General features: G+C 39.0%; 15 protein-coding genes, 2 tRNA genes and 2 rRNA genes (1 of these 19 running past the window's edge). 11 read left to right on the top strand and 8 right to left on the bottom strand.

The features are described 5' to 3' along the window. The 4 genes from LMC10_RS04185 to LMC10_RS04170 form a co-directional block, all read left to right on the top strand. A 23S ribosomal RNA gene (locus tag LMC10_RS04185) occupies window positions 1–326 on the top strand; its annotated part reaches 1,312 nt to the left of the window's first position; the annotation flags it as partial. A 79-nt stretch (window positions 327–405) separates the two neighbouring features. Beyond that, window positions 406–522 (top strand): 5S ribosomal RNA (gene rrf / locus LMC10_RS04180). Window positions 523–605: 83 nt separating this feature from the next. Next, window positions 606–678 (top strand) — tRNA-Thr (locus tag LMC10_RS04175). A gap of 642 nt (window positions 679–1,320) precedes the next feature. Continuing rightward, window positions 1,321–2,643 (top strand): MFS transporter, encoded by a 1,323-nt coding sequence (locus tag LMC10_RS04170; protein ID WP_229269015.1) that lies wholly within the window; start codon window positions 1,321–1,323, stop codon window positions 2,641–2,643. Window positions 2,644–2,799: 156 nt separating this feature from the next. Here LMC10_RS04170 and LMC10_RS04165 read toward each other — a convergent pair whose 3' ends face one another. Continuing rightward, window positions 2,800–3,540 (bottom strand): SDR family NAD(P)-dependent oxidoreductase, encoded by a 741-nt coding sequence (locus LMC10_RS04165; RefSeq protein WP_229269014.1) that lies wholly within the window; start codon window positions 3,538–3,540, stop codon window positions 2,800–2,802. A gap of 107 nt (window positions 3,541–3,647) precedes the next feature. On the opposite strand from LMC10_RS04165, the gene LMC10_RS04160 reads away from it, so the two are divergent. Both LMC10_RS04160 and LMC10_RS04155 read left to right on the top strand, forming a co-directional pair. Then, window positions 3,648–3,875: a hypothetical protein gene (locus LMC10_RS04160; RefSeq protein WP_003667122.1), complete on the top strand. Its 228-nt coding sequence runs from the start codon at window positions 3,648–3,650 to the stop codon at window positions 3,873–3,875. Between the two features lie 78 nt (window positions 3,876–3,953). Beyond that, a complete protein-coding gene (locus LMC10_RS04155) occupies window positions 3,954–4,604 on the top strand; it encodes an NAD(P)-dependent oxidoreductase (protein ID WP_035155687.1) in 651 nt (216 codons plus the stop codon). Window positions 4,605–4,669: 65 nt separating this feature from the next. Here the strand turns inward: LMC10_RS04155 and LMC10_RS04150 are convergent, their stop codons facing one another. The 5 genes from LMC10_RS04150 to psiE form a co-directional block, all read right to left on the bottom strand. Next, entirely contained in the window at window positions 4,670–4,903 is a 234-nt protein-coding gene (locus tag LMC10_RS04150; RefSeq protein ID WP_003665459.1) for a cytochrome b5 domain-containing protein, read from the bottom strand. Window positions 4,904–5,048: 145 nt separating this feature from the next. After that, on the bottom strand, window positions 5,049–6,467 hold the full coding sequence (locus tag LMC10_RS04145; protein ID WP_229269013.1) for a Na+/H+ antiporter NhaC family protein: 1,419 nt from the start codon (window positions 6,465–6,467) through the stop codon (window positions 5,049–5,051). A gap of 329 nt (window positions 6,468–6,796) precedes the next feature. Beyond that, on the bottom strand, window positions 6,797–7,822 hold the full coding sequence (locus LMC10_RS04140) for a cation diffusion facilitator family transporter (RefSeq protein ID WP_019252841.1): 1,026 nt from the start codon (window positions 7,820–7,822) through the stop codon (window positions 6,797–6,799). Window positions 7,823–8,301: 479 nt separating this feature from the next. Next, complete coding sequence (locus tag LMC10_RS04135; protein WP_229269012.1) at window positions 8,302–8,844, bottom strand: RBBP9/YdeN family alpha/beta hydrolase; 543 nt, start codon at window positions 8,842–8,844, stop codon at window positions 8,302–8,304. An 11-nt stretch (window positions 8,845–8,855) separates the two neighbouring features. Continuing rightward, a complete protein-coding gene (gene psiE, locus LMC10_RS04130; protein ID WP_019252843.1) occupies window positions 8,856–9,257 on the bottom strand; it encodes a phosphate-starvation-inducible protein PsiE in 402 nt (133 codons plus the stop codon). 131 nt (window positions 9,258–9,388) lie between these two features. On the opposite strand from psiE, the gene tpiA reads away from it, so the two are divergent. The 3 genes from tpiA (at window position 9,389) to LMC10_RS04115 (ending at window position 11,212) form a co-directional block, all read left to right on the top strand. Continuing rightward, a complete protein-coding gene (gene tpiA / locus LMC10_RS04125) occupies window positions 9,389–10,159 on the top strand; it encodes a triose-phosphate isomerase (protein WP_229269011.1) in 771 nt (256 codons plus the stop codon). A gap of 55 nt (window positions 10,160–10,214) precedes the next feature. Beyond that, window positions 10,215–10,289, top strand: a tRNA-His gene (locus LMC10_RS04120). Window positions 10,290–10,384: 95 nt separating this feature from the next. Beyond that, window positions 10,385–11,212 carry an AraC family transcriptional regulator gene (locus LMC10_RS04115; RefSeq protein WP_229269010.1) on the top strand — a complete coding sequence of 276 codons (828 nt, stop codon included), beginning with the start codon at window positions 10,385–10,387 and terminating at the stop codon, window positions 11,210–11,212. Window positions 11,213–11,254: 42 nt separating this feature from the next. Here the strand turns inward: LMC10_RS04115 and LMC10_RS04110 are convergent, their stop codons facing one another. Continuing rightward, a complete protein-coding gene (locus tag LMC10_RS04110) occupies window positions 11,255–11,881 on the bottom strand; it encodes a YczE/YyaS/YitT family protein (protein ID WP_229269009.1) in 627 nt (208 codons plus the stop codon). A 15-nt stretch (window positions 11,882–11,896) separates the two neighbouring features. Beyond that, the gene (locus LMC10_RS04105) at window positions 11,897–14,119 is read right to left on the bottom strand and encodes an alpha-galactosidase (protein WP_229269008.1); all 2,223 of its coding nucleotides are present in this window, start codon (window positions 14,117–14,119) and stop codon (window positions 11,897–11,899) included. Window positions 14,120–14,373: 254 nt separating this feature from the next. Here LMC10_RS04105 and LMC10_RS04100 point away from each other — a divergent pair, with 254 nt between their 5' ends. Further along, window positions 14,374–15,327 (top strand): aldo/keto reductase, encoded by a 954-nt coding sequence (locus tag LMC10_RS04100; RefSeq protein WP_229269007.1) that lies wholly within the window; start codon window positions 14,374–14,376, stop codon window positions 15,325–15,327. Further along, complete coding sequence (locus tag LMC10_RS04095) at window positions 15,327–15,827, top strand: phosphatase PAP2 family protein (protein WP_229269006.1); 501 nt, start codon at window positions 15,327–15,329, stop codon at window positions 15,825–15,827. Before LMC10_RS04100 ends, LMC10_RS04095 begins: the two co-directional genes overlap by 1 nt. Window positions 15,828–15,832 lie beyond the last annotated feature (5 nt).

Genomic DNA, 15,832 nt, shown 5'->3' with positions numbered 1-15,832 from the left:
GAGCTGGGTTCAGAACGTCGTGAGACAGTTCGGTCCCTATCCGTCGCGGGCGTAGGAAATTTGAGAGGACCTGTCCTTAGTACGAGAGGACCGGGATGGACATACCGCTGGTGTACCAGTTGTTCCGCCAGGAGCACCGCTGGGTAGCTATGTATGGACGAGATAAACGCTGAAAGCATCTAAGTGTGAAACTCGCCTCGAGATGAGATTTCCCATTTCCTTCGGGAAAGTAAGACCCCTCAGAGATGATGAGGTAGATAGGATGGAAGTGGAAGTGCCGTGAGGCATGGAGCGGACCATTACTAATCGGTCGAGGACTTAACCAAGGAGCGGTAAGGTTTATTGGAAGAGAATAGATAGGATTTAGTTTTGAGAGCACAAGCTCTCGTCCGAAAGGACAAAGAGTGTGGTGATGATGGCTTGAAGGATACACCTGTACCCATGCCGAACACAGAAGTTAAGCTTCAACACGCCGAAAGTAGTTGGGGGATCGCTCCCTGCGAGGATAGGACGTTGCCATGCGATCAAAACGTGAACCGGTTAAACGATTCGCGTCTTTTCTTTAATAACAGTTTCTGGTATAATTAATTAGGAATTGTTATTATGCTGACTTAGCTCAGTTGGCAGAGCACGTCACTAGTAATGATGAGGTCGGAGGTTCGAATCCTCTAGTCAGCATTATTAAAACTTACAAAGTTTATTAGTCCTTGATATATCAACGTTTTACGAAGATGTATCAAGGACTGTTTTTGTTTATTTAAGAATATCATACACACAGCTATGCACACGAAAAACGTGTGCACGAACTTGCGTCGAGAGATTGCAGGAACTATTGGTTTAATAGGCTTTATAGCAGATTCTTTGTGTACAAATAGATTTAAGAAGGTAAACAGTCATTGAAAATGATATTATAAAACTTATCAGTGGCACAGTTTATAAAACTATTTCGAATTTTTATTGATATTCTATGAAGATTAAAAATAGATGTGAATTTTTATTGATTTCTAATTATAACTATGATAAGATCATACTATTAATTAAGACGAAAGCGAGAACAGATTAATGTCATTTACTACTAATGTACACGTAAATATTATTATTATTCGGATCATTAATTAGATGATGCGAATAATTAGTGCTGTTCGCATCACCATACTAGGGATGTGAACAGTGATAGTGGGAGAGACATTTCTGTCGGCCAGCGGACTGTTCAACAGTTAGCTGGTTTTTTTATTGAAGGGATGTGGAAAAATGGAAAGTGAAATTAAGACTAGAAGTGATAATAGATCGTAAATTAAACTGAAATGAGAGGTAAATACTATGGATAGTACAGTAACTAACACCCCGCAGACAAACAGCAAGCTTAATATAAAACGTGATCCTGTCAAGACAGTAATTTTGGCTTCGATGATGGGAACGGCAATTGAGTTTTTCGATTTTTACGCTTACGGGACTGCATCTGCTGCTTATTTTCCCAAAATTTTCTTTCCGCAAATGACCCCTTTACTTGCAACACTTTTAAGTTTGTTAACTTTTGGAGTGGCCTTTGTAGCACGCCCGGTAGGTTCCTTCCTATTTGGACATTATGGTGATCGTTTAGGACGCAAGAAAACACTTGTGGTCTCACTTTTAGTAATGGGAGTGGCGACGGTAGCCATTGGTTTCATTCCTAGCTATCAGGTTATCGGCGTTTGGGGAGCATTGTTACTTTGCCTTTGTCGGTTTGTCCAAGGAATCGGGCTTGGTGGTGAATGGTCCGGGGCTGTATTAGTAGCTACTGAAAATGCTCCGGCTAATAAGCGGGCATTATATGGTGCATTTCCGGAAGTAGGAGCACCAATCGGATTCTTCCTATGCAATGGCTTATTCTTTGCTTTAGAACGGGTACTAACACCAACGCAAATGATGACGTTTGGTTGGCGAATTCCTTTTTGGGCCTCAGCTGTTTTAGTCGTTATAGGGTTATATGTCCGACGTCGTTTACAGGAAACACCTTTATTTAAGTTGGCTCAAGAACGTGATAACACAACTGTTTCGCCTCTTCGTGAAGTATTCAAATCTAATTGGTGTGAAATCTTAAAGGGAACTTTCATCATGGGAGCAACCTATGCACTATTCTTTACATTAACAACCTGGTCATTATCATATGCTACAACAGCTTTAGGTTTTACCTCTTCGGAATTTTTATTATTATTAATGGGTGCAATTGTTGAATTCGCTGTTTTGATCATGCTAACTTCTGTATTAGCGGATCGTGTTGGCCGGAAAAAAGTTTTATTAACTGCGTCAGTAGCACTAGTTGGCTATTCCTTGGTATTCCCATATTTTCTTACAGGACAACATAACTTAGTTGGCGTTTTACTCTTCTTAGGACTAGGATTCTTAGTGATGGGTACTCTTTATGGTCCAGTCGGAGCTGTCTTGCCTGAACTGTTCCCAACCAGAGTTCGCTATTCTGGTGCAGGAATTACTTACAACTTAGCTGCAGTGGTTGGGGCAGCCGTTGCTCCAACTGTAACAACTTGGTTAATTGCTAATTATGGATTACATTCGGCTGGATATTATATGCTAGTTTTATCAGTACTAGCAGTTATTTCTTGGTTATTGACAAAAGAAACAAAGGATGTGGATTATACTAAATAATATCTTGTTTAGAGGAATTAGTGAGAAAACTTACTGCCTATAGTTATTAGATAAAAATTTATGTCCCCGTTAAAAATTGATGTAAAAATTTGGGGCAAGTCATAAATAATAAAGCCACTGGTAACACACATTAAGTGCTACTAGTGGCTTTATTATTTACATTGGTTGTCCAGTTGAGATTTCAAAGCCGGCTGTTACAGGAATTACTTCTCCCGTGATTGCACTAGCAGCTGGGCTAGTAACAAAATAAATTGCAGCGGCGACTTCTTCGGGTTCAACAATCCGATTTAACGGACTGTTCTTTGCGAATTTTTGTTTATCTTGGTGAAAAAGCGGGGTATTAGTCGGACCAGGTGCAACAACATTTACGCGAATATTATTTTTACCGTAATCAATTGCCATTGCCCGAGTCATGTTAATAATCGCTCCCTTGGCGGCATTATAAGCAGCCATTGCTCGATCACCAGCCATTCCTGAGACAGAGGAAATATTAACGATACTACCATGATCTTGTTCAATCATTGTTGGCAAGAAGGCTTTGCTAATAAGGAAAGTTCCCTTAACATCAACATTAAAGATTTTATCCCAATCTTCTTCACTTGTTTCATGAACCTCGCCGTGAATAACGATTCCTGCATTATTGATAATCGCATCAACGGTTTTAAATTTATTGAGGGTTATTTGCTTAACATGTTCAACCTCACTTGATTTACTAATATCGGCTTGAATAAAAGCAACTTGTGCCGGAGAATACGTTTCGCCTAATTGTCGTTCAACTTGCATTCCCTTTTCTGCATCACGACCGATAAGCACCGCATTCCACCCGTTTTTAAGAAAAATATCAGCAGTGGCAAGACCAATCCCAGAGGTTCCACCAGTAATAACAACTGTCTGCATATATAAAACTCCTCTCTAATCTTTTCTCTAATTATGGCATTTTTGGTTGGATTTAGCTATTTGTTAGAAAAGTCTTTATAATAAAATAAGGATGAGGAGGAAACGCAATGAATACAGCAACCTTAAAAGCGCTCCAAAATTGGCTTCATGGACGTGGCTATACATTAGAACAAGTAGACGCACAACTAATTCTTAAATATCATGGACAAGAACGAGCAGTCATTACGCCACCTGATCGCTATCAAGTGAAAGACCTTGACCTGAATTTTAATGAATGGGTTGAGTTTAATAAATGCATTCGGAATATTCGCCATTATTTAGCTAGTAACGAATAGGAAGCCTTTTCTTTGGCAAGAATACTTCCTCGTGATAGAGTTATTCATGAAGGGAATATAGTCCAAGGAGGGATAGTCATGATAAGAGTTGGAATAATTGGTGCTTCTGGAATGGCAGGCAGCGCAATCTATAAATTAGCATCGACGAAAAAAGATTTGAATGTAACTGGAATTGTTCGAAATGAGAGTAAGGCTAGAAAGATTCTTGGTGCCGATGCTAATTTGATCAGTGGTGACATTTTTGCCTTAAATGATAGTTTGTTGTCGCGGTTTGATGTGATTGTTGATGCATATGGTACTAGTCCAGAGAATGCGGATCGGCAAGTAAGACTGGCTGAGAAATTAGTAGTTTTAGCCCGGAAACATAAAATCCGGTTAATTTTCATCCTCGGTGCCGGAAGCCTTAAAACTGGTAAGGATAAGCATCTATTTGTTGATGATATTGAAAAGATGCCTGGTGCTGAGACATGGATTAATACACCCCGCCAGCAGTTAAAAGAATTACAGTATCTTGAAACCATTTCTGACATTGACTGGCTAGGAATTTCACCTTCAGCAATATTTGAAGCTGGAGTTGCGACTAATTATATTCTTGGTCAGGATGAATTATTATTTAATGAACAAAATGAATCAAAGGTAACTGCAGGGACAATGGCGAAGTTAGTGGTCAATGAAATTTTAGCACCACGCCACCATCGTGAACGAATTACTGTTATTGATGCAGAATAGTTATTGGAACTACAATAAATACTAAAAGGCATGAGAACGCAAATCAATTCTCATGCCTTTTAATATTAATCAACTAATTTTCCAATAATTGGGAGTTTTGAAACCGGTGAATACTTTTTAGCTGCTTGTTGATAGGTGACATCTGATAAATCATGGCCGAAAACATTACCGTGGATTTCTGCGCCCTTCCACTCTGGAACTTCAGAAACATCATAAACATTTCCGCGAACTCCAATATATGCTGGACGACCTTCTTGCCCGTTATATTGCGCTAATTCATTGTGAGTAAATGACCGCATAATAATAATCCCTCCTATAAGAAGCTGGGAATTGACTCGGCCTCTTCCTGTATGAGTGTAATGAGATATGAAAATAGATGACGAGTTTATTCGTTATCCTATCACCACTATAACACGAAAATGGTAATGACATCTGAAATTCAATTTATTCAGTTGCTAAGTTTGCAGCAGGGCTTTTGAATGGGACTTTTACGAGCATTCCTGCAATGATAGTTAGGATCGTAACGAGGAATGGGAAAAATGCCCAAGGAATGAAACTCAACGGATTGATTTGTAAGGTACTAGCGATGAATACCCCAGAAACACTCCATGGGACAATTGCGTTAACTGCCGCCCCTGCATCATTGAGAATTCGGGTTAAATCAACCCGCTTTAAGCCTAATTTGTCAAATGATGGAAGAAATGATTGCCCGGGAAGAATAATCGCAAGGTAGTGTTCCCCAACAAGGAGGTTAACCCCAATACAAGTAAGTGCTGTGGCAAATGTTAATCGACCAGGTGTCTTTACAATCCCAGTTAAGTGATTGATGATAGCGCTAATAATATTGAACTTGATCAATAAGCCACCTAAAGCAAGCGCGAAGATAATTAATGCTAGAGAAGTAAGCATACTAGAGATACCGCCTTTAGAAAGCAATGTATCGATTGTTTTATCACCGGTATGGGAGACGTAACCAGTCATGATGGTATTAGTAATCGTAGTAAGGCTGGTTTTAGGTGCATGAATCCAGCCAAGTACGACCGCGAAGAGTGAGCCAAGGCCAAGGGAAGGGATAGCAGGGACTTGGAAAATGGCTAATACGATTAGGAGCAGAACTGGGAGAAGAGCCCATCCAGAGATCCAGAACCCATTTTGTAGCCCGGCCATCATTTGGTGAACGGCGCCTAAGCTAACATTTTTGGAGTTCAATCCTAGGAAGGTGTAAAGAATAAGACAGATTGCCCAGGCAGGGATATCGGTAGTAAGTAGGGATTTAATATGCTTGTAGATACTGATTTCACCAACACTGGCGGCAAGGTTGGTTGTTCCTGAAAGCGGGGAAATATTTGAACCACAAAAGGCCCCTGAAACAATTACCCCCGCAGTTAAACCGGGGTTAATTTTAAGAGTTGCGCCAATGCCAATAAAAGCGATTCCCATTGTCGATACAGTGGTAAATGAGCTTCCGCACGCGACCCCAACAAGGGTACAAACAATAAAAACTGTTGGTAAGAAGAACTTTACAGAAATAATCTCAAAACCAAAGTACATAATTGTTGGAATAGTTCCTGAGAAAATCCAGGTAGCAATTAAGACGCCGATAGAAAGAAAGATAATGAGAGGGTCAACACCGGCTCGCAAACCATGACGCATTCCCCCCATCACGGTATCCCATTTAAATCCACGAATTCGCCCGTAAATAGCAAGCAAAACAAAAGAAATAAATAATGGTGCTTGCGGTTCTTGGTGCTTAAAAATAATAGGGTAGCCTAAAATGCATAAAATAACGCCAAGAATAAGTAAACTTTCGCTAAAACCAATCACTGGCTCAGAACTATTTTTTGATTTGTTAATAGTTTTCATTGTGTAATTCTCCTTATTTTTTAATAAAAAATACCAACTAGATCAGCGGCATTTGCTTAATCTAGTTGGTATTACGGTAGTATAAAAATCGCGGAAAACTACACGCCCTTACTAGATCAATGTACCTAGCAAAGGACTCATTAAAACAACCCTGCTTAGGTACGAACACCGCTGTCCGTACCTAAATGAGTACAGACAATTATGCACGGTAAGCATAGTTGTTATAATACTTGATTGAAGTTAATGAGTGTTGAATCATGTTAGTCGTTCCTTTCAAGTTAAGTTGTAATTATTAAAACATTCTAATTTGATTTTGTCAAACTCTAATTTTAAAATTCACCAGAAATATCCTTATCAGAAAATGAATGAGGATCGGGGACAAAAGAAATATCAGTGTCAATTATTCCAAATTTTTCTCGCATTACATTTTCGATGTGCTCTGATAATTGGAAACTTTTGAGGATCGTCATTTTAGCGTTAACCATCACGGAAGCATCAAGCGTGACCACATTTCCGTTATAGTGAGCTTTTAGTTCGACGACTTTTACAACGTGTGGAATATTGGTGATTGTTTGGCGGTATTCCTGTTCAGCCCGCGGATCAAAGTAGTCGGTTAAGTTAAGACTGCTTTCAAAGAAAATTTTTAGTCCAGAATACAGAATGAAGAAACCAACGACAATACTCGTAGCACCATCAAGCCAACGAAGGTTAAAGAGGAGAGCACCGCCAATTGAAATCAAAGTTCCAATACTGGTGAAAGCATCACTCAGGCTATCTTGGGCAGAAGCAAGCAACGCGGCGTTTTTTAATTTAAGCCCTGTTTGGCGATTCATATACCAAACAACTAACATAATAACTGACGCGATTCCGGCTCCAATCAATGCGACTGGTTGGGGAACCACCCGACTTGCAGGATTGAGGAGACTTTTAATGCCATCGATGATAACGCTTAAGGCAATCGCAACCATAACGACCGCTGTGACAAGGGAAAAAATTGTCTCATAACGCCAACGAACAAATTGTACTCGCTGGTCAGATCCCATATGCGCTTGATAATTTCCAGAAGGCAACCGTGCGCCGATAATATCATCATCATCCACATCCTGGGCAATGTGTAAGCCCATCATCAGTAAAAAGGTCGAGATAATTCCCGAAAGGTTGTTAAAGGCATCGGCTCGTAACGTCTGCGATTTACTTATTTCAGCTAACCAGTACTCGATAATTGAAATAACAACATAAGCAACCAAGTTATAGATTAAATGGTGTTGGGAAGCTCGAATCTTTGCTAGTTCATTTGCTTGCGTTTTTTCCCAGTTATTCATTTCTTCGGTTGTATGTCTTTTAAATTTAGTCATTAATTTAAGAACTTCCTTGATTAATAAAATCAGTTTAATTGTAACGCAAAAAATAAAAGCCGAGAAAACGATTTTCTCAGCTTTTACTAAAAATAATAATGAAAATAATTGCTAGGCCCGGTTATTAATTACGTGGGCGCATGTTGCAATAATCAGTCCCATAAAACTTACTGCAGCGATCATATTACTCATAATTGACATCATATTGAACAACTCCTTTACATAATTAAAATATTTTTTACAGCACAACTAATTACAGTTGCCTTTTTGGAAAACAAATTATAATGATTGTTTTCCCCTCTCCATCAAGTATTGTAACAGGTCTTAGCAATAGTGACGATAATAATTGGCTAAGCTTTTAATGAGCTTTTCTACGAAAGAAAGGAGTGATTATAAGCAAAATATTATAAGTAACTATCATATGAATTAATGAATTTTAATTATTAAGTAAAATCGAATTATTTCTTTATAAAATTAATCTATTTAGCTAATCTGTTTAATTCTTTTAAGACTAGAGGAAATTTTGTGAAGCCGTCACTAGTCAAAAAGTGGCCGCCTTTTTCTTTAACTATGAGTTTTGCTCTAATTTTATTAGCGACCGCAATGCTATTTTGATAGGGAGCGATTGGGTCATCTTTAGCTGTTATAATGGTAGCTTTAGCAAGTTTAGGGAGTATATGCTCATAATGAGGCCGATCTTTCATAAACTCATCTAATTCAGGATAAGCTGGTAATCCTTTGTCAAATGCTCCCACCAGTAAAAGTCGTGCATCTTTAACATGATGACGTTCAATATAACGAAGGGCCGTAATGCAGCCGAGACTATGAGCGACGAGGATGAGGTTATTTTGGGGATGAATTTGGTCGTCAACCGCTTGATCCCATTCAGCTTGTTGGGGATTGAAGGGATTTGGTAACCATATCCGATCAAGGGTAATTACTGGTTTCGCTTCTTCTTCGAGCCACGGGAACCAGTCGTCATCACGGGTAGACGTACCATGAATTAAGTATGCGTTCTTCATTATTAAGACTCCTATTTCATAAAGTGTTTCAATATTACCATGCCGATGATTAACAATAAAATGGCAATCGAATTAGTAAGAATTTCATAAGGCTGACCGTGGGCGGCAATTAGTCCCCGGATTAAAGCCATAATTCCTAAGCTTAATAGGAAATCGACCGCAATTCGGCCATGATGTTTTAGCGCGGCAATTATCATTGTCATAAATGAAAAGAAAAGAAAAAAGACAATAACACGATCTAAAATCTTAAAAATAACATGATCCGTATTCCCATCTTGCATAAGGGGAATCAGCGAAAAAGTTTCCGTAAATAAGATAATAGTTAATAAAATCCCTAGAATTGCTAGTGCGCCGATTGTACATAGACGTAAAATATGGCTAAAATTAGCTGCTAATTTATATATTTTTTTCATTCTCTTATACTCCTCAAGAAAACGCTTTAACCTTAGGATAGCAATGATCAAGAAATTTAGCTAATATTTAACAAAATAGTTGTTAAAAATATGCGATACTTAAAGATGAATACTAAAAGGAGGGGCGAGAAATGCGAAAACCCTTTATTGCTGCTAATTGGAAGATGCATAAGAATGTCCAGGAATCGGTTGAATTTGTGGACGCAATTAAAGGAAAACTACCGGATCCGAAAGAAGTTGAAGTAGGGATTGCGGCCCAAGCCTTTGCATTACCCAGTATGGTTCAGGCTGCTGATGATTCAGGATTAAAGATAATCGCGCAAAATGCAGCTGCTGAATATTCGGGAGCTTTCACTGGTGAGATTAGTCTGCGCGGACTAGCTGATGCCGGCGTTTCTTATGTTATGCTGGGTCATATTGAACGGCGCCGTCTATTCCACGAGGATAATGAGTTGGTTAATCGAAAAGTGTTGGCAGCCCTTCAAATGGGTGTTACCCCGATAATCTGTACGGATGAAACGATGGTTCAAAAAGAAGTCAACGGAGAGATTCATTACGTTTTCCAACAATTAATGAGTGTATTGAGGGGCGTTTCTCTTGACCAAATAAAAAATGTAGTTGTTTCCTATGAACCAAGTTGGGCAGTTGGATATGGTCAGCATGCTAATCCAGTTCTTGCTGAAGAAGGATGCCGTCAAATTCGGCGAACGATTGCTGATAACTATACTTATGAGATTGCTGATAAGATCAGGATTCTTTATGGGGGCAGTGTCAATCCAGATAATATCGAAATGATTATGAACAAGCCGGATGTGGATGGAGTATTAATCGGTCGGGCAAGTTTAGATGTTGATAATTTCTTGCGAATGGTCAATTATTTAAAAAAGGACCAAGAAAAATAAAAAAAGTATTTCTCTTTGCCGTCATTTTATGTTATAGTTATTAACAGTTGTTATGGCGGTATTGGTGAAGTTTGGTTAACACACCGGTTTGTGGGTCCGGCACGCGTGGGTTCGAATCCCACATACCGCCCTGACCTAAAAAGGCAGTTCAGATTAATCTGAGCTGTCTTTTTTTAATACTTTTTGAAAACGATATCAATAACGTTAAAATGGAGGAGATAAACAATGGAAAGGGCTATCGCACGTGATTATACTGTTTCATCACAGGCAGAAATAGGACTGACATCAGTTGGCCGTTCAGATACAATGCCTGGACATAAGTATGGTCCAGCAGTTCGCCCGTACTATTTAATCCATTACATTTTATCTGGATCAGGAATATTTAAAGTGAATAATGTTACTTATCATCTTCATGCTGGTCAAGGATTTTTAATTGTTCCTAATTGTCGGACTACCTATATTGCGGATGAGGAAACACCATGGTCTTACGTATGGTTAGGATTTACTGGAAAGAGTGCAGCAACTTGGCTTGATCAGATTAATCTTTCAGAAACAAGACCAGTGTTTAATAGTGATAACTCCTATGAGCTTGCTAACTGTGTTAATGAAATTCTGACACTTGATAAGTTAAGTACGGAAAATAATTTACGAGCTTTAAGTTGCTTTTTTCGCTTTTTGAGTTATATTGCTGCGGGAACAGTTGCTAATATTCAACAAGCTAATTCAGAGAAAAATCAGTATGTGACACAGGCAATTCAGTATATCAGCCATCATTTGTCAAAAGTAACGGTCGAAAGTCTTGCACAAGCTGTTAATCTTAATCGAAGTTATCTTACTTCTTTATTTAAGCAAGACTTGGATTTAACGCCGAGTGAATATATTCAGAATTTTAGGATTACTAAGGCGCGGCACCTTTTAGAGTCATCTGATATCAGTATTGATCAAGTGGCTGAACAATGTGGTTATCAGCGAACAAATTCATTTACACGCGTTTTTAAACGAACCTATGGAATTAGTCCACGTCAATATCGGCAGCAAGTGAAAATAAAATAGCTTCTAACGTTCAATTTCTTAAACATTAGAAACTATTGGCACTTAGAGTACAGTTTTTACCTGATCATGAGCGAGTATTGGCTCTGCAATATGGCTTTTGAACCATTGCGTTAACGGTCCCATGAAAAGGGCGGTGATTATTGTACCAACACCCAGCGTAACGTTAAAAGCAAACCCCACGAGAACGCAGATGCTGTCAGTAATAATTCGACAATACTTAAACGGTAAAAGTTGGTATTTATAGGCGGCAATAAGCGCAATTGCATCATAGGCAGAAACACCGAGATCAGCTGTAAAGTATAGAGCGGCTGCTAAGCAAGTGAAAATAATCGCAACCAGCATAAGACACCATCGAATAGTAAGAGAAGGATGGGGGATTACTATATCTAAAATTGCGTGCATCGCATCGGCCGCTATTCCGGTGAAAAGAAGATTAATTATTGTTGCAATTCCGATATAATGCCGGCGTAAGATTAGTACAAGAAGCAATAGCGTTCCTGTTAAAATTAAATAAAAGGTTGAGTAAGTCGAACTGAAAATATTAGCAATTCCGGTGACAAAGCAGGTGAAGGGATCAACTCCCAGATTAGCCTTTTGCAGCATGCCAACGCAAAATCCACAGAGTGTTACACCTAGGAATGCCATGATTATTCGTTTTAATTGATACATAAGCAAACCTCGCTTTTATTCTGCGTCAAAGATAAATAACTTACTATAGAAATCGGTTGTTTCCTTATTTTCACCAGCTGAGGCATCAGTAGTAACGAGCCCGATCTTAGCAAGTTCACTACCACTAAAGGAGCCAAGACTATCGCCAGCTTCTTCCTTAACTTTATACTCTGTTGAAGGATTTAGACCGGGAACACGTTGCAGACGGTATTCAGCATTGACATCATTTAGAATTTTGAAATATCCCATGATTGCATGTCTTTTATCAGGAGAAACAACCAGCCAGGAGACAATGTTACTTTCAAAAGGTGTCTGTAAGCGGTAGAAAGTCCCGAATTGAAAAAGTTGCCGATGCTCTTTCATAAAGGCAATTTGGCGTTTAATTTGGGCTAATTCTTCGGTTGATAAAGCATTAAGGTCTAATTCATAACCAAATGCACCAAAGTAGGCGACATCAGCACGGGTTTTAAGCGGAGTTTGTCGTTGTAATTGTTCATTTGGTGAGACTGAGACATGAGCGCCCATTGAACTAGTAGGATAACAGTATGATGTTCCTGTTTGAATTTTTAAGCGTTCAATTGCATCCGAATCATCACTTGTCCAAGCTTGGGGAGCGTAGTAAAGCATTCCAGCGTCAAAACGTCCTCCGCCACTGGCACAAGACTCAAATAAGATTTGCGGAAATTCGTGAATTAAGCGGTCGTAAAGACGATAAACGCCTAAAATATAACGGTGAAAAATTTCTCCTTGTTGATCAGCGGGGTATGCAGCTGAAAAGCATTCGGTAATATTTCGATTCATATCCCATTTCACATAATCAACTTTACCTTCACGTAAAACCTTTGCCATTAATTGATATACATAATCCACTACTTCTGATCGTGAGAAATCAAGGACGTATTGTTTTCGTCCCTGGGATGCATGCCGGTTAGGAGTCTCAATGATATAGTCAGGATGCTGACGATAAAGGTCACTATCTTTATTAGTCATTTCCGGTTCAAACCATAATCCAAACATCATTCCTAAATCATGGATTTTAGCTGATAAACCACTAATCCCAGCTGGAAGGCGGTCCCGATTAACCCACCAGTCACCTAAACCGGCTGTTTCAGTTGTCCGTTTACCAAACCAGCCGTCATCAAGGACAAAAAGTTCAACTCCTAAATTCTTAGCAGTCTTTGCCAGAGTCAGTAGTTTTTCTTCAGTAAAATCAAAATAGGTTGCCTCCCAGTTGTTAATAAGAATTGGACGTTGCCGATCACGCCAATATCCGCGAACTAATCGGTGTTGATAGAGCTGGTGGAAATTTTGACTGAGATCATTAAGTCCGTTATGGGTATAAACCATTACGGCTTCTGGAGTTTGAAATGATTGTTGCGAATCAAGTTTCCAAGAAAAATGAAATGGGTTGATACCAAGCTGAACTCGTGTAACTTTATAAGGATCAACTTCAGCTTGGGCAAGAAAATTCCCGCTATAAATTAAAGAAAAACCATATGCTTCACCTTGAAAATCATCTGTGTGGGGCCTTTTAAGAATAACAAATGGATTTTCCATGTGACTAGAAGCGCCTCGAGTACTGTTAACTGATTGAATACCTGGACGAAGGTGAGCCGATTTTAATTGTCGTTCACGGCCCCATGCTCCAGAAAATTGTAGCCAATCATAATTATCATCTGGCAAATCGAGGTTTAAACTCATGGCAGTTGTTAGTTGATAAGATTTTTCGCTGTGATTGATAAATTTGACACTCCGCGCAATGGCATTGTAATGGTTGAAGATAGTGTATCTTAGGACGAGGTCAACATTAATAAGGGAGTCATGAAGGAGTATCTCAAGAGTTGTTGCTTCATTGTCGTCTTCGGTATAGGTGGCGGGCAAATTATCAAGCTGTGGTTTCCCAGGAAAAATTTTGTGCGAAACATATTTAAAATTAGTAATAGTGCTCCCGTTTGGTTGTTTAACTTCAAAAGCCGGCATACGATAGTCAGTTGTTCCGTAAGTAGGATATTCTTGTTTTAAATTACCTAATGAAAAAGAATAATTGTTATCATCCACATATGAAGTAACTGGCCGATACGTATTTTCGACTAAATAATCGTGATTAGGACGGTCAGGAACACGTTGACCAAAAAAAAGCTGCCCTAATTGATCGTTACGAAGAATCTTGATAATGTAACTTATTTGATTATTGTATAAGTGAAATTCACGACTCATTTGGTGATACTTAATAGGCATAGATGATAACTTCCTTTCGAATTTATTGTTCACCCTTAGTTTAGCGTTTTCATTATTGAGAGATCGTGAATTTTGTTGGTAAAACAATGCTAAATGTTAGATTATTCTAAGTATGATTGAAGCCCTGGGTGTTCCAGTTGCATGCTTAAATTTTAACGTAATCCGAATTTGATTTTGAATAAATGGCAAAACGTAAATGAATAATTTAAAATAGAAACAGGATAAGATGGAGAAAGAAAAAAGGGGCTTTAATTATGAAAAACGTACAAATTGGTGGAACAAATTGGGAAGTATCGAACGTTGCATTAGGTATTATGCGGATGGGGACATTAGCAGTGCCCAAAGCGATCGATGCCTTAGAAGCCGCCCACGATGCTAGAATAAATTTTATTGATTCAGCTGATATTTATGGCAATGATCCAAAGTTAGGACGCGGATCGTCAGAAATCCATTTTGGTGAAGCGTTAAAGAAAAGCAGTTTTACCCGTGATGACTTTTACATTCAGTCAAAAGGAGGCCTTTTTGCGAACGCAGATAACAAAATAACGCGGTATGATTCATCAAAGAAGCATTTAATCGCTGCTGTTGATGGAATTTTGCAACGAATGGGGATTGATTATCTTGATTCATTTTTGATTCATCGTCCAGACCCCTTAATGGAGCCCGCAGAAATAGCAGAAGCCTTTGACCAACTTCAAGCATCTGGGAAAGTCCGCCATTTTGGAGTATCAAATTTTAATCCGCAACAAATTGCGCTCCTTCAAGCGGCGACAAATCAACGGCTTTTGATTGATCAGGTACAGTTTGGTTTAAAGCATACGGGGATGATTGATTTTGGCCTGCATACAAACATGACTGATGATGCTGCAATTAATCGTGACGGGGGATTATTAGAATACACGCGTCGAAAACGGATGACGATTCAAACATGGTCACCTTTCCAGTACGGTACATTTGCTGGGACGTTTATTAATAATGATCAATTCCCTGAACTAAACGCAATGTTAGAAACTCTTGCGCAAAAATATAAGGTAAGTAAAAATGCAATTGCCGTTGCATGGATTTTACGGCACCCCGCGCATATGCAAGTGTTGCTTGGTACTATGACACCGGCTCATATTATTGACAGTGCTAAGGGGAGCGATATTACGTTGACGAGCCAAGAATGGTATGACCTATATCTTGCGGCCGGGAATGATTTGCCATAATGAAAAAAGATTATCTACAGTTTTATCAGCATATTACAGCTCCTTTTTATCGACACTCGTGGACAATTCCGTTATTACGGGCGGTTAATAAATTTGTTGTGTGGGTTATGTACGTTGCCTATATCGTTATATTAGTATGGGTGGGGAAAAATGATGTCTTGAAAGCAGGGCCTTTTCTGCTTATTCCTGGTATTGGCTTTATTCTACTTTCTTTTATTCGCCAACGGATTGACGCGCCACGACCATACGAAAAATTTCCGATTAATTCCTTAATTCGACGGCAAAAAACTGGTGATTCATTGCCTAGTCGTCATGTTTTTTCTGCGACTGTTATTGCGATGTGTGGGTTAAGGCTAAATTTGATTTTAGGAATAACCCTACTCGCTCTAGCTGTTGTTTCTGCTATTACGAGAGTGATTGGCGGAGTTCATTTTCCCCGTGATGTGATTATCGGGTTTATTTGTGGCGTTATTTGTGGTTCGCTTTTATTTCTTAGCTGATTTTT

The organism is Limosilactobacillus reuteri subsp. simiae (assembly GCF_020784875.1).
Lineage (GTDB): Bacteria > Bacillota > Bacilli > Lactobacillales > Lactobacillaceae > Limosilactobacillus > Limosilactobacillus reuteri_H.
Note: the sequence above shows the minus strand (reverse complement) of the source record. Positions and strands in the feature narration are given on the sequence as shown.

Coding starts and splice junctions, on each gene's coding strand:
- LMC10_RS04170 (WP_229269015.1), top strand. CDS start 1,321: ATGGATAGTACAGTAACTAACACCCCGCAGACAAACAGCAAGCTTAAT.
- LMC10_RS04165 (WP_229269014.1), bottom strand. CDS start 3,540: ATGCAGACAGTTGTTATTACTGGTGGAACCTCTGGGATTGGTCTTGCC.
- LMC10_RS04160 (WP_003667122.1), top strand. CDS start 3,648: ATGAATACAGCAACCTTAAAAGCGCTCCAAAATTGGCTTCATGGACGT.
- LMC10_RS04155 (WP_035155687.1), top strand. CDS start 3,954: ATGATAAGAGTTGGAATAATTGGTGCTTCTGGAATGGCAGGCAGCGCA.
- LMC10_RS04150 (WP_003665459.1), bottom strand. CDS start 4,903: ATGCGGTCATTTACTCACAATGAATTAGCGCAATATAACGGGCAAGAA.
- LMC10_RS04145 (WP_229269013.1), bottom strand. CDS start 6,467: ATGAAAACTATTAACAAATCAAAAAATAGTTCTGAGCCAGTGATTGGT.
- LMC10_RS04140 (WP_019252841.1), bottom strand. CDS start 7,822: ATGACTAAATTTAAAAGACATACAACCGAAGAAATGAATAACTGGGAA.
- LMC10_RS04135 (WP_229269012.1), bottom strand. CDS start 8,844: ATGAAGAACGCATACTTAATTCATGGTACGTCTACCCGTGATGACGAC.
- psiE (WP_019252843.1), bottom strand. CDS start 9,257: ATGAAAAAAATATATAAATTAGCAGCTAATTTTAGCCATATTTTACGT.
- tpiA (WP_229269011.1), top strand. CDS start 9,389: ATGCGAAAACCCTTTATTGCTGCTAATTGGAAGATGCATAAGAATGTC.
- LMC10_RS04115 (WP_229269010.1), top strand. CDS start 10,385: ATGGAAAGGGCTATCGCACGTGATTATACTGTTTCATCACAGGCAGAA.
- LMC10_RS04110 (WP_229269009.1), bottom strand. CDS start 11,881: ATGTATCAATTAAAACGAATAATCATGGCATTCCTAGGTGTAACACTC.
- LMC10_RS04105 (WP_229269008.1), bottom strand. CDS start 14,119: ATGCCTATTAAGTATCACCAAATGAGTCGTGAATTTCACTTATACAAT.
- LMC10_RS04100 (WP_229269007.1), top strand. CDS start 14,374: ATGAAAAACGTACAAATTGGTGGAACAAATTGGGAAGTATCGAACGTT.
- LMC10_RS04095 (WP_229269006.1), top strand. CDS start 15,327: ATGAAAAAAGATTATCTACAGTTTTATCAGCATATTACAGCTCCTTTT.